20 protein-coding genes are annotated in these 23,636 nt (G+C 70.5%); 10 read left to right on the top strand and 10 right to left on the bottom strand.

All coding sequences use genetic code 11. The annotated features are described in order from the left end of the window. Positions 1-17: 17 nt before the first annotated feature. Positions 18-1,259: a PEP/pyruvate-binding domain-containing protein gene (locus AB0I04_RS31145; protein ID WP_360892303.1), complete on the bottom strand. Its 1,242-nt coding sequence runs from the start codon at positions 1,257-1,259 to the stop codon at positions 18-20. Positions 1,260-1,317: 58 nt separating this feature from the next. Between AB0I04_RS31145 and AB0I04_RS31140 the strand changes: the two genes are divergently transcribed. Together AB0I04_RS31140 and AB0I04_RS31135 are read left to right on the top strand one after the other, a co-directional pair. Continuing rightward, positions 1,318-1,713: a DNA-binding protein gene (locus AB0I04_RS31140; RefSeq protein ID WP_360892300.1), complete on the top strand. Its 396-nt coding sequence runs from the start codon at positions 1,318-1,320 to the stop codon at positions 1,711-1,713. Then, the gene (locus AB0I04_RS31135; RefSeq protein ID WP_360892297.1) at positions 1,710-2,345 is read left to right on the top strand and encodes a transcriptional regulator; all 636 of its coding nucleotides are present in this window, start codon (positions 1,710-1,712) and stop codon (positions 2,343-2,345) included. Before AB0I04_RS31140 ends, AB0I04_RS31135 begins: the two co-directional genes overlap by 4 nt. 9 nt (positions 2,346-2,354) lie before the next feature. Here the strand turns inward: AB0I04_RS31135 and AB0I04_RS31130 are convergent, their stop codons facing one another. Further along, complete coding sequence (locus AB0I04_RS31130; protein WP_360892294.1) at positions 2,355-3,848, bottom strand: hypothetical protein; 1,494 nt, start codon at positions 3,846-3,848, stop codon at positions 2,355-2,357. An 808-nt stretch (positions 3,849-4,656) separates the two neighbouring features. Between AB0I04_RS31130 and AB0I04_RS31125 the strand changes: the two genes are divergently transcribed. The 5 genes from AB0I04_RS31125 (at position 4,657) to AB0I04_RS31105 (ending at position 10,462) form a co-directional block, all read left to right on the top strand. Continuing rightward, positions 4,657-5,142 (top strand): (2Fe-2S)-binding protein, encoded by a 486-nt coding sequence (locus AB0I04_RS31125; protein ID WP_360892292.1) that lies wholly within the window; start codon positions 4,657-4,659, stop codon positions 5,140-5,142. Further along, a complete protein-coding gene (locus AB0I04_RS31120; RefSeq protein WP_360892290.1) occupies positions 5,139-7,595 on the top strand; it encodes a molybdopterin cofactor-binding domain-containing protein in 2,457 nt (818 codons plus the stop codon). The genes AB0I04_RS31125 and AB0I04_RS31120 overlap by 4 nt, the downstream gene beginning before the upstream one ends. Next, positions 7,592-8,437, top strand: coding sequence for a xanthine dehydrogenase family protein subunit M (locus AB0I04_RS31115; protein ID WP_360892287.1), 846 nt, complete (start codon positions 7,592-7,594; stop codon positions 8,435-8,437). The genes AB0I04_RS31120 and AB0I04_RS31115 overlap by 4 nt, the downstream gene beginning before the upstream one ends. Positions 8,438-8,660: 223 nt before the next feature. Continuing rightward, a complete protein-coding gene (locus tag AB0I04_RS31110) occupies positions 8,661-9,641 on the top strand; it encodes an SRPBCC family protein (RefSeq protein WP_360892285.1) in 981 nt (326 codons plus the stop codon). Positions 9,642-9,676: 35 nt separating this feature from the next. Next, positions 9,677-10,462, top strand: a complete 786-nt coding sequence (locus AB0I04_RS31105; protein WP_360892282.1) for a carbon-nitrogen hydrolase family protein — start codon at positions 9,677-9,679, stop codon at positions 10,460-10,462. A 39-nt stretch (positions 10,463-10,501) separates the two neighbouring features. Here AB0I04_RS31105 and guaA read toward each other — a convergent pair whose 3' ends face one another. Beyond that, complete coding sequence (gene guaA, locus AB0I04_RS31100; protein WP_360892279.1) at positions 10,502-12,064, bottom strand: glutamine-hydrolyzing GMP synthase; 1,563 nt, start codon at positions 12,062-12,064, stop codon at positions 10,502-10,504. Positions 12,065-12,278: 214 nt separating this feature from the next. On the opposite strand from guaA, the gene AB0I04_RS31095 reads away from it, so the two are divergent. Both AB0I04_RS31095 and AB0I04_RS31090 read left to right on the top strand, forming a co-directional pair. Then, positions 12,279-13,190, top strand: coding sequence for a zinc metalloprotease (locus tag AB0I04_RS31095; protein WP_360892276.1), 912 nt, complete (start codon positions 12,279-12,281; stop codon positions 13,188-13,190). 69 nt (positions 13,191-13,259) lie between these two features. Further along, positions 13,260-13,964: a DNA alkylation repair protein gene (locus AB0I04_RS31090; protein WP_360892273.1), complete on the top strand. Its 705-nt coding sequence runs from the start codon at positions 13,260-13,262 to the stop codon at positions 13,962-13,964. Here the strand turns inward: AB0I04_RS31090 and AB0I04_RS31085 are convergent. From AB0I04_RS31085 to AB0I04_RS31070, 4 genes are all read right to left on the bottom strand, one after another. Then, positions 13,952-14,335 (bottom strand): hypothetical protein, encoded by a 384-nt coding sequence (locus AB0I04_RS31085; RefSeq protein ID WP_360892270.1) that lies wholly within the window; start codon positions 14,333-14,335, stop codon positions 13,952-13,954. The genes AB0I04_RS31090 and AB0I04_RS31085 overlap by 13 nt on opposite strands. A gap of 245 nt (positions 14,336-14,580) precedes the next feature. Then, on the bottom strand, positions 14,581-14,805 hold the full coding sequence (locus AB0I04_RS31080) for a hypothetical protein (RefSeq protein WP_360892267.1): 225 nt from the start codon (positions 14,803-14,805) through the stop codon (positions 14,581-14,583). 126 nt (positions 14,806-14,931) lie between these two features. After that, positions 14,932-16,653, bottom strand: a complete 1,722-nt coding sequence (locus AB0I04_RS31075) for a GMC family oxidoreductase (RefSeq protein ID WP_360892264.1) — start codon at positions 16,651-16,653, stop codon at positions 14,932-14,934. 8 nt (positions 16,654-16,661) lie between these two features. Beyond that, complete coding sequence (locus AB0I04_RS31070) at positions 16,662-18,239, bottom strand: succinic semialdehyde dehydrogenase (RefSeq protein WP_360892261.1); 1,578 nt, start codon at positions 18,237-18,239, stop codon at positions 16,662-16,664. 201 nt (positions 18,240-18,440) lie between these two features. On the opposite strand from AB0I04_RS31070, the gene AB0I04_RS31065 reads away from it, so the two are divergent. Next, positions 18,441-19,091, top strand: a complete 651-nt coding sequence (locus AB0I04_RS31065) for a helix-turn-helix domain-containing protein (RefSeq protein ID WP_360892258.1) — start codon at positions 18,441-18,443, stop codon at positions 19,089-19,091. Positions 19,092-19,191: 100 nt separating this feature from the next. On the opposite strand, the gene AB0I04_RS31060 is transcribed toward AB0I04_RS31065, so the two are convergent. The 3 genes from AB0I04_RS31060 to AB0I04_RS31050 all read right to left on the bottom strand — a co-directional run bounded on the left by AB0I04_RS31060 (position 19,192) and on the right by AB0I04_RS31050 (position 23,595). Then, complete coding sequence (locus AB0I04_RS31060) at positions 19,192-20,487, bottom strand: phospholipase D-like domain-containing protein (RefSeq protein WP_360892255.1); 1,296 nt, start codon at positions 20,485-20,487, stop codon at positions 19,192-19,194. A gap of 144 nt (positions 20,488-20,631) precedes the next feature. Next, a complete protein-coding gene (gene glpD / locus AB0I04_RS31055; RefSeq protein WP_360892252.1) occupies positions 20,632-22,386 on the bottom strand; it encodes a glycerol-3-phosphate dehydrogenase in 1,755 nt (584 codons plus the stop codon). A 96-nt stretch (positions 22,387-22,482) separates the two neighbouring features. Continuing rightward, positions 22,483-23,595 carry a GuaB3 family IMP dehydrogenase-related protein gene (locus tag AB0I04_RS31050; RefSeq protein ID WP_360892249.1) on the bottom strand — a complete coding sequence of 371 codons (1,113 nt, stop codon included), beginning with the start codon at positions 23,593-23,595 and terminating at the stop codon, positions 22,483-22,485. Between the last annotated feature and the right edge of the window lie 41 nt (positions 23,596-23,636).

The raw sequence follows: 23,636 nt of genomic DNA, 5'->3' as shown, positions 1-23,636 counted from the left end.
TTTCCCGTCGTGATCAGTTACGCGTTCGTCGCGATGACGGTGCCGGCGGTGCCGTCGATGGTGATGACGGTGTCGTCACGGAGCCTGCTCGTTGCGTTGGGGATGCCGAGGACGGCGGGGATGGCGTGCTCGCGAGCGACGATCGCGGCGTGGGAGAGCACACCTCCGGTCTCGGTGACAACACCGGCCGCGATGCGCAGCAGCGGCGTCCAGGCGGGGTCGGTGAAGGGGCAGACGAGGATGTCGCCCGGGTGCACGCGCGCGAAGTCGCCGGGGCCACGGACGATCCTCGCGGTGCCGGTCACGGTCCCGTGGCTGCCCGGTGTTCCGGTGAGTGCGGCGGGTGGGGTGTCCAAGGTGCCGGAAGGCGGCGGTGGGGGTGCGGCGGTGACGGGCCGCGCTTGCAGAACCCAGGCGCGGCCGTCGGCGATCGCCCACTCGATGTCCTGTGGTCCGCCGAATACGGCGGCGATCTCCTTGCCCAGCTCGGCGAGGTGCGTCGCGGTCGCGTCGTCGATCGTCGGTTGGTGCCGGGCATTGGTGGGCACGTCGCGAACGACGAGCTGCGTGCCGCGCCGGTCGAGGCGGGTCCGTTTGTCCGCGAGGGTGCGTGTGATCGACCCGTCCGCGGCGACGCGATAGGCGTCCGGGGTGACCGTGCCTCCGACGATGCTGGGGCCGAGGCCCCAGGACGCCTCGATCTCGGTCGCGTCGTTCGGGCCCGCGGGTGTGAACGTGACCCCGGATACCTCGGCATCCAGATGGCGTTGGACGATGACGGCCATCACAAGATCGCCGGACGGCCGGCCGTCGCGGCCGGAGGCATCCCGGTAGCCGATGGCACGTGGAGACAGCAGCGAGGCCCAGCAGGCACGTACGGCATCGGCGACCTCGCCGACTCCGCGCACGGCGAGAAAGCTCTCGTACTGACCGGCGGCCGACGCCTGACCGGTGTCCTCGTCCGCCGCCGATGACCTCACCGCCACGGGCGGGTCGCCGAGCTCGTCGAGTGCGCGCCCCAGCGCGTCGATCACGGTGGCGTGGAGCGGGCGGGCCTGGATCGCCTGCCGCGCCGCGTCGAGATCCGCCGGCTCACCGGCGAACCGCCTGCGGCCCAGGTCGCCGACGGCGGCCAGGTAGGCGGCGAAGGGGACGACGAAGCCGTCGGGAACCGGCAGACCCGCGCGGAGCAGCACGCCGAGTGCGCCGGCCTTGCCGCCGCAGGTATCGGCGGCAGCCTCCATCAGGGAAACGATCACCGGCCCGCCTTTCAACGGATTATTGACAACGTTTTGTTGAGTCTCCATCATGAGTCGCATGCAGCGCAAGCAGGACTTCACTCACACCGCGCACGCCGACCACGTCCAGGCCCAGCGTGAGCAGGACGCGTCCGAGCGTCTGCTGGGCCTGGGCGCGGACGCGCTCGACGCCCGTCCGTGGCGGCCCTCGCCCGCCCCGCCGTCGGCGGTCGACCTCGTACAGTTCGCCGTCTGGCGCTGCGCCGACCTGGCCCCGGAGGACGTCCTGAGCGCGCTCGCCCTCCTGCAAGCCGCACGCGCCGAGGTCGAAGGACTCGAATCCGCCCTGCTGTTCATGGCCCGGGGTGCGGGACTGACCTGGGCACAGATGGCGGACGCCATGGGGTTCAACTCCCCGCAGGCGTGCCAGCAGCGGTACACCCGCCTGACAGCACGACAGGACGCCGACTCATGACGCGGGACTCTCCGCTCGACCTCCTAGTCCTGCACGCGGTGCGCATCACCGGGTTCGCGGACACCCCCGTTCTCGCTCATCGGTACGGGCTCGACGCGGCCGAAACGAAAGAGGTGCTGCGCGACGCCCAGGCACGCGGCTGGGTCGAGCACACCGCCTTCGCCGGCACCGAAGGTTGGTCATTGACCGAAACAGGCCGGGCCGAGGACGAGCGCCGGCTCGCGGCCGAGCTCGCACGCATCGGCGATGCCGACGAGGTCGGGGACGTCTACCGCGGGTTTCTCCCGCTGAACGCCCTCCTGCTACAGGCCTGCACCGACTGGCAACTCCGGCCCGCCGCCGGCGATCGGCTCGCCGTCAACGACCACTCCGATCCCGACTGGGACGCCGGCGTTCTCTCCGAGCTCGCCGGCATCGACCGCGCGCTCACGCCACTCGCGGACCGGCTCGGGAGCGTCCTCACCCGGTTCCGCGGATACAACGAACGATTCACCGCGGCCCTGGCACGCGCCCGCGCCGGGGAGGGCGCCTGGGTCGACGGCACCGATGTCGACTCATGCCATCGTGTCTGGTTCGAGCTCCACGAAGACCTCATCGCCACGCTCGGCCTCGACCGGCACACGGAACCCTGACCCCACGTCCTACCGACGCTTCTTCGTCGCCCAACCCGTCCCAGAACGCACGTAACCGCGCAGCAAGGCGACCACGCCACTTCCCGGCCCGGGAGCGGCGGCGTCTCGACGGGTATAGGCGAGGGCGGCGGCGATGCAGGCGACGGGGACCGCCGGGATGACGTAGCGGTAGTCGAACTCGGCGGTGGTCGGGGGCACGACGATCGCGACGACGGCCATCGTCCAGGGCAGCAGCGCCTCCCACCGCCGGCGCAGCAGCGCCCCCAGCCCGACGAACAGGATCAGGCCGAACATCGCGCCGCGCAGGAAGAAATAGCGCTGGTACACCTGCATGATCCGGGCGTACGGCCGTACGACGTGCGTGTTGAGGTGGCCCCGGTCGTACGGGCGCATCCGCCGGACCGCGGTGTGGAGCGGCTGCGGCGGGTGCTGCTGGAAGAGGTAGTAGCTGTAGGTGGTGTTCTCCGGGAACGGCGGGTGCTTCCACCGGAACGTCCGCAGCAGGTCGGAGGTCACGGTCGCGGCGTAGTCGCCGGGTTGGGCGAGGATCGCGCGCTTGGCGAAGTCGCCCGCGCGGGCCTCGGTCTCGGCCGTGAACTTGTGCTTGCCGAGCCGGTGGAACGGCGAGATCCGGCCCCAGATGTAGAACTGCGACCGTCCCCGCTTGTTCGGGGGCGTGTCGCTGCACAGCGGCAGCTCGTCGACCGGGGGCTTCATCTTCCCGCAGTCGGCGAACGGCATCGTCCTGCTGTAGAGGAAGATCCCCGTGCTGTACGTGAGCGCGAAGCGGTGCGTACGGGAGTTGAACCATCCGGCGTACAGGACGATCGGCAGCAGCCCGGCGACGAGTCCGGCGGCGACGGCGCGCCAGCCCGCCCGCCGTACGGCCAGCCAGGCCAGCAGGAGGATGAGGACGGGGAGACCCACGGAGCGGGTGACGGCCGCGAGGCCGACGAGGAGGCAGACGAGGGTCGCCCGCCGGGTGCTGAGGGTGTTCCGCCACATGGCGAGGGTCACGGCGAGGGTGACCAGGAAGGTGAAGAGCGTGTCGGACAGGACGAGGTGTTCGAGCTGGATGCCGAAGGCGTCGTACAGGGCGGGGATCGCCGCGGCGGACGCGAGCCAGGTGGGCAGCGCGAAGCGGTGGCGCAGCAACGCGTAGACCATGACGCCCACGGCCACGCCCATCGTGTGCTGGACGAGCACGACGAGCGTCAGGCTGTGGAACGGCGAGAGCAGCCACAGGAACAGGGAGTAGCCGCTGGGCCGGATCAGGTTGGGCGTGAGGGTCAGCGCCCCGCTGACGTAGTCGTACGAGTCGGGGAACCACAGCGCGCCGCGGTATCCGAGCATCGCCACCAGGCGCAGCCCGATGGCGGGTAGTAGCACGGCGAGGAAGACACGGTGCGCGGCCGCGTGCGTCAGGGCCTGGCGCACGCGGCCGCGCACCGTCCCCTCCGCCGCCGACGGATCGTCGGCGACGCGCTCCTCGACACTGGTCACAACCCCTCCGTTCAGAAGCGACGGAACAACACAATGCCACCGTTTTGGGTGATCTGTCGGATCCCCTGCGACGAAAGCGCGATCAGGGCGGCCTCCTGCTGGTCTGGTGGCACGGGGACGCCGCTCATCCACGTGATGTCAACGACGACCCGGTGAACGGCACACGGCGGGAAGAGGACGACCGCCGCCGTTCACCCCGCACGTATCGCGTCCACGGCGAAGAGCCCGACAGTAGCGAGGTTTACCGAAAAACCCGGTTAATTCGTCGCGGGCCGGCCGGCGACGGGGCGGGGCTGTGATGATCGCGGGCAGGTTCCCGCAAACGCTCCTGGTCAGACGGCCTCATGACCCGGCCGTGGTCTTCGCGGTGGCGTCCTGGGGGAAGCGTTCGCCGCAGCGCCCAGGCACGGTCAACCGGCGTCCACTTTTTGTCTTCCCTCTGGCCTAACCCGGCATTCCCGGCTTACGTTGAAACACACGCCTCCTGCCACTGGAGCCAGCGATGTCGCGTAATCGTGCGAAACGCATCCGACGAGCCAGCGCCAAGATCCGCCGCAAGCACCGCGAGGGCGCCCGGCGCAGCCACAAGGTGAACACGCACCACAAGTTCAACCACGGCTGACGCCCCGCGTCCGAACCGTGCTCCGGGGACCGCCGCGCCGCCCCGGCCTGGACGTCGGCACCCGTACGACGTCGGCGCCCGTAGGACGTCGGCGCCCGTGGGGCGGTCGAGCACGGGCTCGGCGCGCCCGAACGGCCTCCCCGGATCCGCATGTACGTGTCCGAAACGCACTTCCTGGGAGGACGAATGCCCCGTGTGTCGGTGGACGTCGACGGTGTCAAGTACGAAGACGAGGTCGAGCCACGCCTGTTGCTCGTGCACTATCTACGCGAACGGCTCGGCAAGGTGGGCACCCCCATCGGCTGCGACACGTCCAACTGCGGGGCCTGCACCGTCCTGATGGACGGCCTCAGCGTCAAGAGCTGCTCCGTCCTCGCCGTCCAGGCGGACGGCCATGAGATCACCACCATCGAGGGCCTGGGCGACGGGCAGAACCTCCACCCCTTGCAGCAGGCGTTCCACGAGGAGCACGCGCTGCAGTGCGGCTACTGCACCCCGGGCATGATCATGGCCGCGCTGGACCTGCTGCGGGAGAACGCCGACCCGTCCGATGAGGAGATCCGCGACGGTCTCGAGGGCAACCTGTGCCGCTGCACCGGATACCAGAACATCGTCCGCGCGGTCCACCGGGCCGCGGGCGGCATGCGGCAGGCCGAGGAGGCCCGCTCATGAGCGAGGTCGCGTCGGAAGCCGTCACCGATCAGGTCACGCCGGACGCGACAGGCGAGGTGGGGCGGGCCCGGAGGCGTTCGGAGGACGCCCGGCTGATCACCGGGAAGACCAACTGGACCGACAACATCCAGCTGCCCGGCCTGCTCCACGTGGCGTTCCTGCGCAGCCCGATGAGCCACGCCCGGATCAGCCGGATCGACGTCGAGGCCGCCCGCGCGCGGCCCGGGGTGGTCGCCGTCGTCACCGGCGCGGACCTCGCCGACGAGCAGGGCAGCCTGCCGTGCGCGTGGCCGGTCACCGAGGACATGGTCCTCCCCGACCACCCGCCGATCGCGGTCGACGAGGTGCGGTACGTCGGCGAACCGGTGGCCGCCATCGTGGCCCGGGACCGGTACGCCGCGACCGACGCGCTGGAGGCCATCGACGTCGACTACGAGGCGCTGCCGGCCGTCGTCGACATGGAGCACGCGATCGCGGCGGGCGCCGACCTCGTCCACGCCGACAAGGGCACGAACAAGAGCTACACGTGGGTCTTCGAGGCCGGTGACCTGGGCGCGGCGTTCCGGGACGCGCCCGTGGTCGTCGAGCGCCGCTACGTCCAGCAGCGGCTGATCCCGACGGCCATGGAGCCCCGCGCCGTGGTCTGCTCGGCCGTCGGCGACGAGTACACGCTCTGGTCGGCCACGCAGATCCCGCACATCCTGCGGCTGATGCTCGCCACGGTCACCGGTATCCCCGAGCACCGGCTGCGGGTGATCGCGCCGGACGTCGGCGGCGGGTTCGGCTCGAAGCTGCAGGTGTACGGCGAGGAGGTCGTCTGCCTCCTGCTGGCCAAGCGCCTCGGCCGCCCGGTCAAGTGGACCGAGTCGCGCAGCGAGGGCAACATGGCCGTCCACCACGGCCGCGACCAGATCCAGCGGTTGTCCCTGGCCGCCGACCGCGACGGCCGGATCCGCGGCCTGAAGGTCGACCTGCTCGCCGACATGGGCGCCTACCTGATGCTGGTCACGCCCGGCGTTCCGCTGCTCGGGGCGTTCATGTTCAACGGCATCTACAAGATGGACGCCTACTCCTTCCAGTGCACCGGGGTCTTCACCAACAAGACGCCGACCGACGCGTACCGGGGCGCGGGCCGGCCGGAGGCGACGTTCGGCATCGAGCGGATGATGGACGAGCTCGCCGCCGAGCTCGACCTGGACCCCCTGGAGGTACGCCGGCGCAACTGGATTCGGCACGAGGAGTTCCCGTACGAAACGATCGCCGGGCTGACGTACGACTCCGGCAACTACGAGGCCGCCACCGAGAAGGCGATGCGGCTGTTCGATTACGACAAGCTGCGCGCCGAACAGGCCGACCGGCGCGACCGGGGCGACCCCGTCCAGCTCGGCATCGGCGTGTCGACCTTCACCGAGATGTGCGGGCTCGCGCCGTCCCGGGTCCTCGGCTCGCTGGCGTACGGCGCGGGCGGCTGGGAGCACGCGTCCGTACGGATCCTGCCGTCCGGAAAGGTCGAGGTCGTCACCGGGTCCTCCGCGCACGGGCAGGGGCACGAGACCGCGTGGGCGCAGATCGCCGCCGACCGGCTCGGCGTGCCGTTCGAGGACGTCCGGGTCCTGCACGGGGACACGGGCATCTCACCGAAGGGCATGGACACGTACGGCTCGCGGTCCCTCGCCGTCGGCGGGGTCGCGCTCTACAACGCCTGCGACAAGGTGGTCGACAAGGCCCGCCGGATGGCCGCGCACCTGCTGGAGGCCGCCGAGGGCGACCTCGAGTTCTCCGGCGGATCGTTCAAGGTCAAGGGCGTCCCCGGCCAGGGCCGTACGCTGCAGGAGGTCGCGCTGGCGGCGTTCGCGGCGCACGACCTGCCCGAGGGGTTCGAGCCGTCCCTGGACTCCGACGCCACCCACGACCCGGACAACTTCTCCTTCCCGCACGGCACGCACCTGTGCGCGGTGGACGTCGACACCGAGACCGGGTTCGTGAAGATCCGCTCGTACGTCGCCGTCGACGACGTGGGGAAGGTCGTCAACCCGTTGATCGTCGAGGGGCAGGTGCACGGCGGCCTCGCGCAGGGCATCGCGCAGGCGCTGTACGAGGAGGCGGTGTACGACGCCGACGGCAACCTGACGACGACCACCATGGCCGACTACCTCATCCCGTCGGCGGCCGACCTACCGACCTTCACCACCGACCGCACCGAGACGCCGGCGACCACCAACCCGCTCGGCGTCAAGGGCGTCGGCGAGGCCGGCACGATCGCCTCGACGCCGGCCGTCGTGGGCGCGATCGTCGACGCCCTCCGCCCGTACGGGGTCGACGACGTGCCGATGCCCTGCACGCCCGAACGCGTCTGGCGCGCCCTGCACGCCGCACGCGGGCAGGCTCCACCCGAAGGCGCGCCTTCGCCGGGTGCCGGCGGCGGTCTCGGATCCGCAGGAGGTGCGGCATGATCCCGGCACCGTTCGAGTACGTCCGGCCGTCCTCGCTCGGCGACGCCGTCGCCGCGCTCCGCGAGGCGGACGAGGAGGGCAAGGTACTGGCCGGCGGGCAGAGCCTGATGCCGCTGCTGCGCCTGCGCCTCGCCTACCCCGAGGTGCTCATCGACGTCTCGAACATCCCCGAGCTGCGGGGCGTTCGCGACGACGGCGACTCGGTCTTCGTCGGGGCCATGACCACGCACTACGAGGTGCTCCGCGATCCGCTGATCCGCGCGCACGCCCCGCTGCTCGCCGCGGCGACCTCCACCGTCGCCGACCCCGCCGTACGCCACCGAGGCACCCTGGGCGGATCCCTCGCGCACGCCGACCCGGCGGGCGACCTGCCCGGCGTCGTGCTCGCCATGGACGGGGTCTTCGTCACGTCGGCACGGGAGATCCCGGCGGGCGACTTCTTCGCCGACTACCTGACGTCGGCCCTGGAACCCGACGAGATCCTCCTCGGCGTCCGGCTGCCGAAGGCCTACACCGGCTGGGGCTTCCACTACGAGAAGTTCCACCGTACGGCGCAGGCCTGGGCGATCGTCGGGGTCGCGTGCCTCGTCCGGCGCACGGACGGCGAGGTCGCCGAGGCACGAATCGGCCTGACGAACATGGGGCCGACGCCGGTACGGGCGTACGCCGTGGAGACGGCCGTCGCCGACGGCCCGGCTTCTCGGGAGGCGTTCCAGACGGCGGCCCAGGACGCCCCCGACGGCACGAACCCGCCCAGCGACCTGCACGGCTCGGCGGAGTACCGGCGACATCTCGCCCAGGTACTGACCGCCCGCGCCCTGGCGACCGCGTCGGGTCTCTGAACCACCAGTGTCGCTCCGCTCGCCCCGGGAAGGTCTCCCGGTGTGAGCGGAGTGCGGCGCCGTGTGGGACGCCGCGGGCGACATCCGCCGGGCCGGCCCCGCCGTCGGCCCGGGGCATGTCGTCCGCGCGCGGTCGCGACGGGTCTTCGCCACATTCAGTGGCATATGCGGCGAAGACCACCGTAATGTCGCCCGCAGACCACCGATCACGAGGAGGCAAGGCATGGAACTCGACCACGAGTTCACCGTTCCGGTGCCGGTGGAACAGGCGTGGCAGGTGCTGCTCGACGTGGAGCGCATCGCGCCCTGCATGCCCGGAGCGACGCTCGACGCGGCCGAGGCCGACGAGTTCACCGGCCGCCTCAAGGTGCGTCTCGGCGCGATGACCATCACCTACCGGGGCGCCGCCCGCATCGCGTCCCGTGACGACGCGGCCCACACGGTCACGATCGAGGCGTCCGGTAAGGAGGCCCGAGGTTCGGGCACCGCCACCGCGACGGTACAGGCCACGCTGCACGAGGACGACGGACGCGCCCGGGTCGCCGTCCACACCAAGCTGAACGTCACGGGACGTCCCGCGCAGTTCGGCCGGGGCATCCTCGCCGAGGTCGGCGGCAAGCTGATCAGCCGCTTCGCCGACAACCTCGCCACCGAGCTGGCGAGCGAGAAGCCGGCCACCGCCGAGACGGCGAGCGAGACCGGCGCGGGCACGCCGACCACGAGCGGGACCGCCGCTCCCGCCGAGGCCAGGGCCGAGGCGGAGGCCTCCACCGCGGCCACGACCGAGGAGGCGGTCCCCGCACAGCCCGCGACGAGCGCTCCCGCCGAGACACCGACCAGCTCCCCTCAACCGACCGCGGCCGAGATGGCACCCAGTGCGCCGGAAGAGGCCGCAGGCGAGGCGGCGGAGCGCGCCGCGGCCGAGACTACGGCCAGAGCCCCCGAGGAGACGGCGACCGGGACTCCGGCGGCGAACGGGGCCGGGGCCGGTGTCCCGGCGGAGTCGGCCACGGAGGCTGCTGGTGAGCCGGAGAAGGCCACCGCGAGCAAGCCGGTCGGGACCCCGGCGGCCCGCCCCGAGGCGGAACCGATCGACCTATTGGAGATCGCGGGGCCCTCCGTCGCGAAACGGGTCGTCCCCGTGGTCGCCGGGCTGGCTCTGCTGCTCGTCCTGTGGCGCCTTATCCGCGGCCGCGGACGCTGAAAGCCCGCTGTGGGCCCAGCCGGTACGATGCCACGGTGTCCGCTGAGACGCTCACCGTGGCCCTTGCGCAGATCTCGCCGGAGCGGGGGAATGTGACGGCGAATGCCACGTCGGCGGCCGCTCTGATCGGCACTGCCGCCGCTGCCGGGGCTAGGCTGCTCGTGTTCCCCGAGCTTTCCCTCGTAGGCTACGACCTGGTCCTTTTCGCCGACCCGTCGGCGTGGATCACCGAGGACGACCCCCGGCTCGACGTCGCCCGTAAGGCGGCAGCAGAGAACGGCGTGACCGCGGTGCTGGGCGGCGCGTACCGCGATGCGGACGGTACAGGCTCGATCGCCTCGCTCGCCATGCGCCCCGACGGAAACGTCCATGTCTACCGTAAGCACTACCTGCACGGCCGGGAACGGGATCTGTTCCAGCCCGGCCGGACAAGCAGCGTCCTCGACGTCGACGGCTGGCACGTCGCTCTCGCGATCTGCTACGACGCCGCGGTGCCCGGCCATGCCGAGGCGGCGGCACGACAGGGCGCCGAGATCTACGCCGCGTCGGCCCTCTACACCCTGCGGGAGGCACGACGCCTGGACGTCCACTTCGCGGCGCGAGCCATGGATAACCGGATGTTCGCCGTCGTCGCCAACTTCGCGGGCACCGGGCCGGGCTGGGAATCATGCGGCGGCAGCGGCGTCTGGCACCCGGACGGCACGCGTCTGACCCAGGCCGGAGCATCCCCGGGACTGGTCACCGCGTCGTTGGCCCGAAGCGAGCTCCGGCAGCTGCGTGACAATGACGCGCTCGCCGGATATACGCGCGGGGCCGTCTGACCCTCAGGCCGGCGGGCGCGGCTCATACGAGCCGGGCCGTCACTCCCACTCGATGGTGCCGGGCGGCTTGCTGGTGATGTCCACGACCACGCGGTTGATCTCGGCGACCTCGTTGGTGATGCGCGTGGAGATCTTCTGCAGCACGTCGTACGGCAGCCGTGCCCAGTCGGCGGTCATGGCGTCCTCGCTCGTCACCGGGCGCAGGACCACGGGGTGGCCGTACGTACGGCCGTCGCCCTGCACTCCGACCGAGCGGACGTCGGCGAGCAGCACGACGGGGAACTGCCAGATGTCGCGGTCGAGGCCGGCGCGCGTGAGCTCTTCGCGGGCGATCGCGTCGGCCTCGCGCAGCACGTCGAGACGCTCGCGCGTCACCGCGCCGATGATCCGGATGCCGAGGCCCGGGCCGGGGAACGGCTGGCGCCAGACGATCTCCGAGGGCAGGCCGAGCTCCTCGCCGAGCCGCCGTACCTCGTCCTTGAACAGGGTCCGCAGCGGCTCCACCAGCGAGAACTGCAGGTCCTCGGGAAGCCCGCCGACGTTGTGGTGGGACTTGATGTTCGCCGCGCCGGTGCCGCCGCCGGACTCGACGACGTCCGGGTAGAGCGTGCCCTGGACGAGGAACTCCACGGCCTCGCCGTGGTCCTCGACGATCTCGCGGGCCGCCTCCTCGAAGACCCGGATGAACTCCCGGCCGATGATCTTCCGCTTGGTCTCGGGGTCGGTCACCCCGTCCAGCGCGCCGAGGAAGCGGTCGGCCGCGTCGACGACCTTCAGGTCCACGCCGGTGGCGGCCACGAAGTCCTTCTCGACCTGCTCGGCCTCGCCCTTGCGCAGCAGCCCGTGGTCGACGAACACGCACGTCAGCCGCGATCCGATGGCGCGCTGCACGAGCGCGCCGGCCACCGCCGAGTCGACGCCGCCGGACAGCGCGCAGATCGCCCGCTTGTCACCGACCTGGGCGCGTACGGCCTCGATGGACTCCTCGGCGATGTTGACCATCGTCCAGGAGGGCCGGCAGCCCGCGGCGGAAAGGAAGTGCTTCAGCACCGTCAGGCCGTGCTCGGTGTGCATGACCTCGGGGTGGAACTGCACGCCGTAGAGCCCCCGGGCGGGATCCTCCATCGCGGCGACCGGGGCGCTCTCGGTGCTGGCCGTCACCACGAAGCCGACGGGAGGCACGCTGCAGGTGACGCGGTGTGACATCCACACCGACTGCTCGGTGGGCAGCCCCGCCAGCAGCGTGCCCTGCTCGATCACTGTGAGCGGGGTGGCGCCGTACTCGGCGATGTCGGAGTTGGCGACCGTCCCGCCGAGCTCCTTGGCCATCGACTGGAAGCCGTAGCAGATGCCCAGCGTGGGCACCCCGGCCTCGAACAGGCCGGTGGGCACGGCCGGTGCACCGGGCTCGTACACCGATGCGGGGCCACCGGACAGGATGATCGCCTTTGGCCGTTTGGCCAGCATCTCCTCGACCGGCATGGTCGAGGGCACGATCTCGCTGAACACGTGGCACTCGCGCACGCGACGGGCGATGAGCTGCGCGTACTGCGCGCCGAAGTCGACAACGAGGACCGTGTCGAAGGACTGCTCGACGGACACCGAGAACGCCTTTCGGAAGTCGGATCGACCCCAGTCTAGAGGCCCCCTGCCTGCGTGAACGCCGCGGCCGTCGGTACCGGCCGCGCGCAGCTGCCGCAGAGACGGCGATACATCCGGATTTCCCCGGCGCGCTTTAACCGCTTCGAGATCTTTATTTGGCAATATTTCCGGCTTCATCGCTTTTCCTCCGTCCCCCTCCCAGGAGGCCCCCCACATGCGTTCAGCCGCCGCGCTGACCGGACTCGCGTCCCTCACCCTCGCGCTGCTGCCGATCAGCGGCGCGACCGCCGCGACCGCCACTTCCAAAACGGCCGCGTCGTCGTGCACCACCCCGTCCGCCTCCGCGCGCGCCATGTCCGCAGGCGTCCACCGCCGCGACAAGAACGACGTCTCCCCCGCCCAGGCCGCCGCCCTGGACCGCGAGCTCAAGTCCCTGCTCGCCCACCGCTCGCCCATCTCCATCCAGGCGACCCACAAGATCCCGGTGTACTTCCACGTCATCCGCACCGGAAAGGGCAAGAAGGGCGACATCAGCCGCAAGCACATCGACCAGCAGATCGCCGTCATGAACAAGGCGTACGGCGGGTCGAAGACCGGCTTCTCCTTCGTCCTCAAGGGACGCGACTGGACCACGAACAGCAAGTGGTTCAACGCGCCCGACACGTACGAGAAGACGCTCAAGACGAAGCTGCACAAAGGCACCGCCGGGGCGCTCAACCTCTACAGCGCCGCGCTGCCGGACGGTCTGCTCGGCTGGTCGACGTTCCCGTGGCAGTACAAGAGCAAGCCGACGATGGACGGCGTCGTCATCCACTACGCCACGATCCCCGGCGGCTCCCTCACGCACTACAACCTCGGCCAGTCCGCGACGCACGAGACCGGACACTGGCTCGGGCTCTACCACACCTTCGAGGGCGGCTGCGACGCGCCCGGCGACTACGTGAGCGACACTCCGGCCGAGTCCTCGCCGGCGTTCAAGTGCCCGACCGGCCGGGACAGCTGTAAGGCGTCGGGCAAGGACCCGATCCACAACTTCATGGACTACTCCTACGACAGCTGCATGACGCAGTTCACCGCGGGTCAGGGCGCCCGCATGCAGAAGGAGTGGGCCGCCTACCGCGGCTGAGCGACCCGACGACGAAGCGGGCGGCATCGGCCGCCCGCTTTTGTCATTGCCGCGGACCATACTGATCCGGTGGACGCCGCCGACACCATCGCCGCCGAGCTCCGCGGCCTCGCCGATCCGGCCCGGGCCGAGCAGGAGAAGCGCTACCTCAAGAGCGACCTGGAGCACATCGGCGTGACCGTGCCGGCGCTCCGCAAGGTCGCCGTCCGTGCCGCCACCGGGCTGACCCGCGAGGAGACCCTCGCCCTCGCCGACCGGCTCTGGCGCCGACCGGTCCACGAGTGCCGCATGGCCGCGATCGAGGTCCTGATCCGCAACGCGCCGCTGCTGAAGGCGGACGACCTGGCGGTCGCCGAGCGGATGATCCGGGAGTCGCACACCTGGGCGTACGTCGACTTTCTCGCCATCAAGGTGGCCGGCGACCTGGTCGTGCGACACCCGCCGCTCGCCACGACCCTCGACCTCTGGTCGGCCGACGCGAACTTCTGGATCCGCCGCACCGCGCTCCTGGCCCTGATCCCGGGCATCCGCGCCGGCACCGGCGACCTGACCCGCCTGGCGAAGTACGGGGACGCGCTCATCGAAGAGAAGGAGTTCTTCATCCGCAAGGCGCTGGGCTGGGTGCTACGCGAGCTCTCCAAGAAGGATCCGGACTGGGTCACCGCCTGGGTCCGCGACCGCACCGACCGCATCTCCGGCGTCACCATCCGCGAGGCCGTCCGCCACCTCCCCGCCCACGACCGCGACGCCCTCCTGACCGCCTACCGCTCCTGACCGTCCGCGAACAACTCGTCGATGGACGTTGCGACCAGGGCACGCTTGATCCATGCCTTGATCTCCTCGACATCCGTAGACGCACAGATGCGGGCGCGAGCGCTCTCCGACAACTCGATGTGCCGACCCTCCAGCACCGTCAGGAGGGCGTCCACCTCGCCTTCTGTTTTCTCCTGCTGGGCCTCCATGATGATGCCGTGGACGGGATTCCGTCGGGGGCCGAGGGTGATCACCGCATCGGGCTGGAAGTCCTTTGACGGCCGGTCGTTGAAGTCGTTGCGCTCCACTTGCACCGGCACGGCGTCCGGCACCTCAAGACCGATCAGGTCTCGCAGCACCTCGACGGCGAACTCTGGACGCTCGCGGAACAACGCGTTGATCGCGTCATGTCGGGGGGACGGAATGACACGAAACGTTACAGTACACTCACAGTCAGTAGTGCACTGATTTTCGAATCTCGTGATGTTCGCCGCTCTCCACCAACGACAACGCGGCCGGACCGGCGGCGCGTTCGGCGACGCCGGTCCGGGATTTCGTGAGGGTACTCCCGCCCTGGTCCAGGGCTGAGAGGTCTGGGACGACGGCCGCGGAGGTGGACGGCCGGCCTGATCCGCGGCTACTTGCTGGCGTCCGCGAGGTGGACGATCGCCGTGGCCGCCTCGATGTACTTGTTGTGGCCCAGGTCGCCGATCGTCTTGATGTTGAACGCCTTCTTCAGGGCCGCGGCGTCGCCCTCGCTGATCCCGGCGATGGCCTCCACCGGGGCGTTGAGCAGAGCCTTGAGGTCCGTGTTCTCGTACTGCTTGTCCAGGAGCTTGTCCAGGTCGGCCAAGACTGGCATCGTCCATGCACCCCCATCTGCGTCGACTGCGCGATCCCCGCGCAGTAGGCAGCCTTCCCAGAAGGTGTCATCCAGGCACGCAGCGCCAAGGAGATCCTTATTAAGGCATCCGGGACGAAAGGGAAGTCAGGCCGGGGTGATGGGGAGGCGGAGGGCGGCGGGGGCGTCGGCGGGGACGGCCGGGTTCTTGGGAGCGATCGCGGTGAGGCGCGCGTACGGTGCGCCGAGTGTGGGGCGGGGGTCGTCTTCGCCGCGGTTGGGCCAGAAGGCCATGGCGCGTTCGGCCTGGGCGGTGATGGTGAGCGAGGGGTTGACGCCGAGATTGGCCGAGACGGTGGAGCCGTCCACGATGTGCAGGCCCGGGTGGCCGTACACGCGGTGGTAGGGGTCGATGACGCCCTCCTCCGGCGAGTCTCCGATGGTGCAGCCGCCGATGAAGTGCGCGGTGGTCGGGATGTCGAACAGGTCGAGCCAGGTGCCGCCCGGGAAGCCGTCCACCTCCTCGGCGAGCATGCGGACCGCGCGGTGGGCCTCGGGGATCCACGTCGGGTTGGGCTCGCCGTGGCCGCGGCGGGCGCGCAGCCCGCGCCCGGACGGTGACGGCTCCACGGTGATCGAGTTGTCGTTGGTCTGCATGACCAGCGCGATGATCGTCCGCCGTGACCAGTTGCGGAGGTTCGGCAGACGGACCAGGTCCCATGGACGCATGGCCACCCGGCCGAGGAACTTCGCCCACCGGGGGGCGCGTCCGCCGCCGTCGATGAGCAGGGAGCGGAGGGCGCCCATGGCGTTCGAGCCGGGGCCGTAGCGGGTGGGCTCGACGTGGGTGCGTTCGTCCGGATGGAAGGACGACGTGATCGCCAGTCCGCGTGAGTGGTCGTCTCCCTTGCTCCGGAAGCGTTCGGCGCCGAGGATCGCCTCGGAGTTGGTGCGGGTGCGGATGCCGAGATGATCGGACAGGCCGGGTAGCGTCCCGGCGGCCTTCATCCGGTGCAGCAGCCGCTGCGTGCCGTACGTTCCGGCGGCGAACACGACGTGCTCGGCAGTGACGGTGCGCCGCCAGCGCTTCCCGCGCCGCCCGGTGCGGGTGAACTCGACCTCGTACCCGCCGCCGGGGCGCGGCCGTACGGCGGTGACGGTCGCCAGCGGCATGATCTTCGCGCCGGCGTGCTCGGCGAGGTAGAGATAGTTCTCGGTGAGCATGTTCTTGGCGCCGACCCGGCAGCCGGTCATGCAGGATCCGCACTCGGTGCAGGTCGCGCGGCGCGGTCCGGCGCCGCCGAAGTACGGGTCGTCGACCGGCTTCCCCGCCTCCTCGCCGAACAGGACGCCGACCGGGGTCAGGTGGAAGGTGTCGCCGCGGCCCATTCGATCGGCGACCCGTTTGATCGCCTGGTCGGCGGGGGTCATGGTCGGGTTGGGCCGGACGCCGAGCATCCGTTTGGCCTGCGCGTAGAACGGGGTGAGCTCGGCCTTCCAGTCGGTGATGTGCCGCCACTGCGGGTCGTCGAAGAACGGCTGCGGCGGCTCGTACAGCGTGTTGGCGTAGACGAGCGATCCGCCGCCGACGCCCGCGCCCGCCATGATGAGGACCCGCGAGCCCTTCTCACCGCGCAGCAGGTGGATGCGCTGGATCCCGGTCATGCCGAGGGCGGGTGCCCAGAGGTACCGGGGCGTGCGCCACGACGTCTTGGGCAGGTCGCGGTGGCGTTCGCCGGGCGCGCCGTCGGGGTCGTCGAAGCGACGGCCGGCCTCCAGCACCGCGACGCGGTACCCCTTCTCGGTGAGGCGCAGCGCGGTGACGCTCCCGCCGAACCCCGATCCGATCACCAGGACGTCGTAGTCCATGTGCGCTCCTACCTGAGGCGAAGGCGTTTCAGCAGCTTCTGGCCCCCCGTGATCACTGCCGCGTAGGTCTCGTACGACATGCCGAGGACCGGTTCGAAGCCGAACCCGTGCTGGCTGGCGATCGTCTGGGCCTCGGTGTAGCGGAGAAGGCCCTCGGCACCGTGCCGCCGGCCGACCCCGGAGTCCTTCATACCGCCCATGGGCGCGTCGTACGAGCCGTACGCGGAGGCGTACCCCTCGTTGATGTTGACGGTGCCCGCCTTGATCCGCGCCGCGAGCCGGCGGCCGCGGGCGACGTCGCGGGTCCAGACGCTGGCGTTCAGCCCGTACGGCGTGGCGTTGGCCAGACGTACGGCCTCGTCGTCGGAGGCGAACCGGTAGAGCGCGACGACCGGCCCGAAGGTCTCGCCGCCGCAGAGCTCCATCGCGTCGGAGACGTCCTCGAGCACGGTGGGTTCGAAGAAGTACGGCCCGACGCCCGGGCGCGGCCGCCCGCCGGCGAGGACCGTCGCACCCTTGGCGACGGCGTCCTGCACATGCCGGGTGACCGTATCGAGCTGGCGCTGGGAGGTGAGCGAGCCCATGTCCGCGTCGAAGCCGGCACCGAGCCGCATGTTCTTGACGCGGTGGACGAAGCGTTCGGCGAACCGGTCGTAGATCTTCTCGTGGACGTACAGCCGCTCGATCGAGATGCAGAGCTGACCGGCGTTGGTGAAGCAGGCGCGGATGGCGCCCTGCGCGGCCTGCTCGACGTCGGCGTCGTCCAGGACGAGCATGGGGTTCTTGCCGCCGAGCTCGAGGGAGTAGCCGATCAGCCGGTGCGCGGCCTTGTCCGCGATCGCCCGCCCGCCCCGGGTGGAGCCGGTGAAGGCGACGTAGTCGGCGCCCTCGATGAGGGGATCGCCGATCTCCGCGGGATCGCCGACCACCACCTGCCACAGGTCCTCGGGCAGTCCGCACTCGACGAGCAGGTCGAGCGCCCACAGAGTGGACAGCGCGGTCTGGGTGTCCGGCTTGTGCACGACCGCGTTGCCGGCGAGCAGGGCGGGCGCCGCGTCGGTCAGGCCGAGCGCGAGCGGGTAGTTCCACGGCGAGATGACGCCGACCACGCCCTTGGGGTGGCGGAGCTCGACGACGCGGGTGGCGGCGGGCATGATGCCCTGGCGGCGGCGCGGCCGGAGCAGGCCGGGGGCCCGTCGCGCGTGGTAGAGCGTGGACCCCGCGGCGTCGAGGACCTCCTCGAATGCGTGGCGGCGCGCCTTCCCGGTCTCCAACTGGACGAGGTCGAGGATCTCCGCGCGGCGGTCGAGGATCGCGTCGTGGAACCGCAGGAACGGCTCGGCGCGCCGGGCCGGCGACAGCCGCGCCCACGACTCCTGGGCGGCGCGGGCGCGTTCGTACGCGGCAGCGACGTCGTCCCCGGTCGAGACGGGCAGGGTGGCGAACGGCTCCCCGGTGAACGGCGCGGCGATCCGTACGGTCGCGTCGCCGGCCGCGACACGGCGGGTCAGCCGTTCGACGATCTCGGGAGCGATGTCCGGGACGGTGGCGCGCGCGCCGGTGGACGCCGCTGCGGGTGCGTTCATGGAGGGAACTCTAAGACGTGAACCCTCTTCATGGCTACCGTTCAGTAATTAATTACTTCCGTGGTCAGCGCATCGCACCCTGTCCCTAATGCCATTTCGGTACGTTCCAGAGTCACCTTGTTATGCATTTGCTGGCTCGGATTGCGGTCCACGGTGTATTCCGGAGAAGGAGGCGAAGATGGACGACGACGAGGGGGAAGAATGATCTCCGACCCGGACGAGTCCGCTGTCACGGACGAGGCCCGCACACCCCGTCAGGAGCGGCGTGCCCAGACCCGGGCCGCTCTCCTCGACGCCGCGGAGCGCCTGTGGGCGGAACGCGGAATCCGCGGAGCCTCACTCGACGAGATCGCCGCCCGGGCCGGGCTCACGAAGGGAGCCGTCTACTCCAATTTCGCCAGCAAATCCGACTTGGTCCTCGCCCTACTCGAGCGCTACACCCAAGCCGATCCCGGCCTCGGCGCCCTCGCCGACCTGTGCGGCTCCGAACGCTCGCCGGACGAGCGGCGCACCGCCGCCGGCCGGCACTACGCCGAGCGGCCGTCCGACGATGAGACCCGCATGCGGGCGCTCCTGCTGGTCGAGCTCTGGCTGTTCGGAATGCGCGACTTCTCGGCCGGCTGGCGGATCGCCGACTGGTACCACGCCCGCCGGGAGGAGCTCGCCGCCGACCTCGCGGCCGGGTCCTCGGAGATGTCCCCCGAGGACCGGGCGTCTCTCGCGATGGCGATCGAGTTCGGGCTGGCGCTGCAGCACCTGCTCGACCCGGAGCGGGTCCCGGCCGAGCTGTACGGCTCCGGCGTCGGCCTCCTGATGGGATCGTCGGCGGCCGACGCGCCGTCCGAGCCATGACCCCGGCCGACACGGCGTCCGGGCCATGACCCCGGCCGACACGGCGTCCGGGCCATGACCCCGGCGGACGCGCCGTCCGGGCCGTAGCCCGGGCGGTGCGTCAGTTGTCGTTCTCGCCGGTGTCGTCGGCCTTGTCCGGCTCGATGACGCCCGCGGGCGGGTCGACCCTGGCGTCGGAAGACTTGATCGTCTTGCCGTGCGCGAACACCGTGCCGAAGTTGGCGACGTACTGCTTTTCCAGCGTGGCGTCGACGGCGCTGATCATCGCCTCGTCGTGGCCGTGGAAGCCGGGGTCGGTGTAGTTGCTGCTGCCGGTGAAGATGGCCTTCTGCTTCTTGCCCATGTACCGGCCGTCGATGAGCAGATACTTGGAGTGCTCGTACGCCTTGCCGTTCTCCGGCAGGTACCGAAGCTCGGGCCCGCCGTGGCGGCCGCCGGGTCTGGTCAGGTCCTTCAGGGCCGACTGCCCGATGTGGCCGAACACCACCTGCACCCGGCATCCGGCGTTGTCCAGCCTCCAGAGCCGCTGCGCGATCGGCTGCCAGGTGAAGTGGCCCATGACGAGGCGGATCCGGGTGCCGCCGGCGCACGACACCCTGTCGAGGTGCTGGCTGATCGGATCACCCGACGACCAGGGGAAGAAGTCCAGCCGGTACTTCCCCGTGTGCACGATCCGGTGGTAGTTGCCGGTGTGATGCTGCTTGGCGAGGTCGTAGAAGTAACGCCGGTACGCCGCGTACACGCCTGAGTTCCGCAGCACGAGCGCGTCGTTCCACTGCAGGTCACGGGAGTTGTACGTCGCGTTGGCCGAGGTCTGCAGCACGACCTTCTTCGCCCCGCGTGTGGAGGAGAACAGGAAGAACTTGTTGTGGTTGAACTTCGGCCCGATGCAGCCGCGTCCCTTGGCGCAGAGGGTCACCCAGGAGGACTTCTTCCGGTTCGAACCGAGCGCCTTCTTCAACGTCTTGTACGCCTTGTAGCGCGACGACTCGTAATCGAGCACCACCCGGACGTCGACCTTGCGCTTCTTCGCCTTGACGAGCTGCTTGGCGAGGTCCTTGGTCGAGAAGTGGTACATCGCCACATAGATGACGGCGCCCTTCGGGGCGCCGGAGATCAGCTGAGCGATCCTGGTCGCGATCGCGTGCTGCTTGGCCTTGCCGCCGGTGGGCGAGTTGAAGACCGGTCCCGTCCGTACGGCGGCCCTCCGGGAAGCCTCATCGCCGAGCAGCTCGCGCTCGCTGAGCGCCTGGTCGTCGATGTCCGACCCGGCCGCCCGTACGGCGGCCGCTGCCCGCCCGTGTCTGATCGGGGCGGCGTCGCCTTCCGTCGCCACTCCGGCGACCAACAAGCCGGTCGCGAGTACCCCCACCGTGCGCGTCAGCGACTTCGCCACACCAACTCCTGTCCGAACCGGGTTTATGGCCCAATAGCACCATTAGCCCGGACACGATACAGGAGTCTCTATGGACAGAAATCCCCAAAAGTGGGCATTCAACGAAAACTGAACGACCAGAACCGGCCGCTCATGTCTCACATTTCAGGAAACCTCGGGAGAGGCGGTCGGGACGATCTCCGGGGCCCCACGCCGGGTGGCGTCGGCCTCCTGGTCGTCGACCTGCGCCTGAGAGTCGCGCTCGGCCTCCACGCGCTTGTGGTAGTACTCGATCTCCCGCTCGGTCTGCTCCTTCGACCAGCCGAGCTCGGGCGCGACGAGTTCGGCGGCCTGCCGCGCCGCACCGACGCCACGGTCCCACGTCTCGATCGAGATGCGCGTCCGCCTGGTCAGCACGTCGTTGAGGTGCCGGGCGCCCTCGTGGCTCGCGGCGTAGACGACCTCGGCGCGCAGGTAGTCGTCGGCGCCTTCGAGGGGCTTGCCGAGGTCCGGCCGCTCCTCGATGAGGGTGAGCAGGTCCTCGATCAGCGTGCCGTACCGCCGCAACAGGTGCTCGATGCGCGCGACGTGCAGCCCCGAACTCTCCGCCAGACGGTGGCGGGCGTTCCAGAGCGCCTGGAAGCCGTTGCCGCCGACCAGGGCGATCTGGTCGGTGCAGGACCCCGGCACCTTGCCGTCCAGCCCATGGGCGACCGCGTCGACGGCGTCCTTGGCCATCACCCGGTAGGTGGTGTACTTCCCGCCCGCGATGACGACCAGGCCCGGCACCGGGTGGGCGACGACGTGCTCCCGGGAGAGCTTCGAGGTCTCCTCCGACTCCCCGGACAGCAGCGGGCGCAGCCCGGCGTACACCCCCTCGACGTCATCGTGGGTGAGAGGCACGTTGAGCACGGCGTTGACGTGTTCGAGGACATAGTCGATGTCGGCCTTGGACGCGGCCGGATGAACCTTGTCGAGGTCCCAGGCCGTGTCGGTCGTACCGATGATCCAGTGCCGACCCCACGGGATCACGAAGAGCACGGACTTCTCCGTGCGCAGGATCACACCGCTGGAGGAGTGGATGCGATCCCGGGGCACCACCAGGTGCACGCCCTTGGACGCGCGGACGTGGATCTGGCCGCGCCCGCCGACGAGCTCCTGGATGTCATCGGTCCACACGCCGGTCGCGTTGACCACCTGCTTGGCGCGGACGTCGAGCTCCCGATCCGCCTCCAGGTCCCGGATCCGTACGCCGGTCACCCGCTCGCCCTCCCGCAGGAAACCGACGGCCTGCGCGCGGGAGACGATCCGGGCGCCGTACGCCGCCGCCGTGCGCAGCACCATCATCACGTAGCGAGCGTCGTCGACCTGGGCGTCCCAGTACTGGATCGCACCGACGAAGGCGTCACGCCGCAGCGATGGCGCGACGCGCAGGGCCTGCGTACGCGTCAGGTGCCGGTGATGCGGCACCCCGCGGTCCCGCCCCATCGAGAGGGACATCCCGTCGTACAGGGCCACACCCGCCCCGATGTACGCCCGCTCCCACACGTGATGGGTCATCGGGAACACGAAGGGCACCGGCTTGACAAGGTGCGGCGCGATGCGGCCCAGCAGCAGCCCGCGCTCGGTCAGCGCCTCGCGGACCAGCTCGAAGTCGCGCTGTTCGAGGTAGCGCAGCCCGCCGTGGATCAGCTTCGACGACCGCGAGGACGTCCCGGAGGCGAAGTCACGGACCTCCACCAGGGCCACGCTCAGGCCGCGCGTCGCCGCGTCCAGCGCCACGCCCGCGCCCACGATGCCGCCGCCCACGACGACGACGTCGAACTCCTCGCCGCTCCCGATCAGGTCCAGCGCGGCCGTACGCTCCGCCGGACCGAGACGCGACCTGTTGACCTCGTTCTCGGGCTCCCCAACCGCCATGGCGCACTCCCTCGGACGTCTGCGGTGACCACGCTACGTCGCTACCTCATCCGTCACAAAACGCTTACCCAACGGGGGAGTGCACCAAAGATGGCGTCAGTGCGGCGCGACGACGACCTGGACGCGCTGGAACTCCTTCAGGTCGGAGTAGCCGGCGGTCGCCATGGCCCGCCGGAGCGCGCCGATGAGGTTCATCGAACCGTCGGCGACGTTCGACGGGCCGTACAGGATCTGCTCGAGCGTGCCGATCGAGCCGAGCTCGACCCGCTTGCCGCGCGGCAGCTCGTCGTGGTGCGCCTCACTGCCCCAGTGGTAGCCCCGGCCCGGCGACTCCGTCGACCGCGCGAACGGCGACCCGACCAGGACCGCGTCGGCGCCGACCGCGAGGGCCTTGGCGATGTCACCGGACTGCCGCATGCCGCCGTCGGCGATCACGTGGACGTACCGGCCGCCGGACTCGTCGAGGTAGTCGCGCCGGGCCGCCGCGACGTCCGAGATGGCCGTCGCCATCGGCACCGCGACGCCGAGGACCGTACGGGTCGTGTGCCCGGAACCGCCGCCGAAGCCGACGAGGACCCCGGCCGCGCCGGTGCGCATCAGGTGCAGCGCGGCGGTGTAGGTCGAGCAGCCGCCGACGATCACCGGGACGTCGAGGTCGTAGATGAACTGCTTGAGGTTGAGCGGCTCGGCCCGCCCGGAGACGTGCTCGGCGCTGACCGTGGTGCCGCGGATCACGAACAGGTCGACGCCCGCCTCGATGACCGCCTTGTGGTACTGGGCGGTGCGCTGCGGCGACAGCCGGGCCGCCACGGTGACGCCCGCGTCCCGGATCTCCTCGATACGCCGCCCGATCAGGTCCTCCTTGATCGGCTCGGCGTACAGCTCCTGGAGCCGCCGCGTCGCCGTCGCGTCGTCCAGCGAGGCGATCTCGGCCAGCAGCGACTCAGGGTTCTCATAGCGGGTCCACAGCCCCTCGAGGTCGAGCACGGCCAGGCCGCCGAGCCGCCCGATGGCGATCGCCGTCGCCGGGCTGACCACGCTGTCCATCGGGGCGACGACCAGCGGCATCTCGAAGCGGTAGGCATCGATCTGCCACGCGACGCTGACCTCCTCCGGGTCGCGGGTGCGCCGCGACGGGACGATGCCGATCTCGTCGAGCGCGTACGCCCGCCGACCGCTCTTGCCCCGCCCGATCTCGACCTCAGCCATGTACGTCCTCTTTCCATGCTTCGGCCGTGACCACGACGGGT

Origin of the sequence: Actinoallomurus sp. NPDC050550, from assembly GCF_040655075.1 — a bacterium.
Classification (GTDB): domain Bacteria; phylum Actinomycetota; class Actinomycetes; order Streptosporangiales; family Streptosporangiaceae; genus Actinoallomurus.
The sequence above is the reverse complement of the archived record's forward strand: the minus strand, read 5'-3'. Positions and strand labels throughout refer to the sequence as shown.

Excerpts from the sequence above, each read along its gene's own strand:
- AB0I04_RS31065 (WP_360892258.1), top strand. The coding sequence starts at position 18,441 with ATGATCTCCGACCCGGACGAGTCCGCTGTCACGGACGAGGCCCGCACA.
- AB0I04_RS31140 (WP_360892300.1), top strand. The coding sequence starts at position 1,318 with ATGCAGCGCAAGCAGGACTTCACTCACACCGCGCACGCCGACCACGTC.
- AB0I04_RS31115 (WP_360892287.1), top strand. The coding sequence starts at position 7,592 with ATGATCCCGGCACCGTTCGAGTACGTCCGGCCGTCCTCGCTCGGCGAC.
- AB0I04_RS31070 (WP_360892261.1), bottom strand. The coding sequence starts at position 18,239 with ATGAACGCACCCGCAGCGGCGTCCACCGGCGCGCGCGCCACCGTCCCG.
- AB0I04_RS31075 (WP_360892264.1), bottom strand. The coding sequence starts at position 16,653 with ATGGACTACGACGTCCTGGTGATCGGATCGGGGTTCGGCGGGAGCGTC.
- AB0I04_RS31095 (WP_360892276.1), top strand. The coding sequence starts at position 12,279 with ATGCGTTCAGCCGCCGCGCTGACCGGACTCGCGTCCCTCACCCTCGCG.
- AB0I04_RS31050 (WP_360892249.1), bottom strand. The coding sequence starts at position 23,595 with ATGGCTGAGGTCGAGATCGGGCGGGGCAAGAGCGGTCGGCGGGCGTAC.
- AB0I04_RS31125 (WP_360892292.1), top strand. The coding sequence starts at position 4,657 with ATGCCCCGTGTGTCGGTGGACGTCGACGGTGTCAAGTACGAAGACGAG.
- glpD (WP_360892252.1), bottom strand. The coding sequence starts at position 22,386 with ATGGCGGTTGGGGAGCCCGAGAACGAGGTCAACAGGTCGCGTCTCGGT.
- AB0I04_RS31080 (WP_360892267.1), bottom strand. The coding sequence starts at position 14,805 with ATGCCAGTCTTGGCCGACCTGGACAAGCTCCTGGACAAGCAGTACGAG.
- AB0I04_RS31110 (WP_360892285.1), top strand. The coding sequence starts at position 8,661 with ATGGAACTCGACCACGAGTTCACCGTTCCGGTGCCGGTGGAACAGGCG.
- AB0I04_RS31120 (WP_360892290.1), top strand. The coding sequence starts at position 5,139 with ATGAGCGAGGTCGCGTCGGAAGCCGTCACCGATCAGGTCACGCCGGAC.
- AB0I04_RS31135 (WP_360892297.1), top strand. The coding sequence starts at position 1,710 with ATGACGCGGGACTCTCCGCTCGACCTCCTAGTCCTGCACGCGGTGCGC.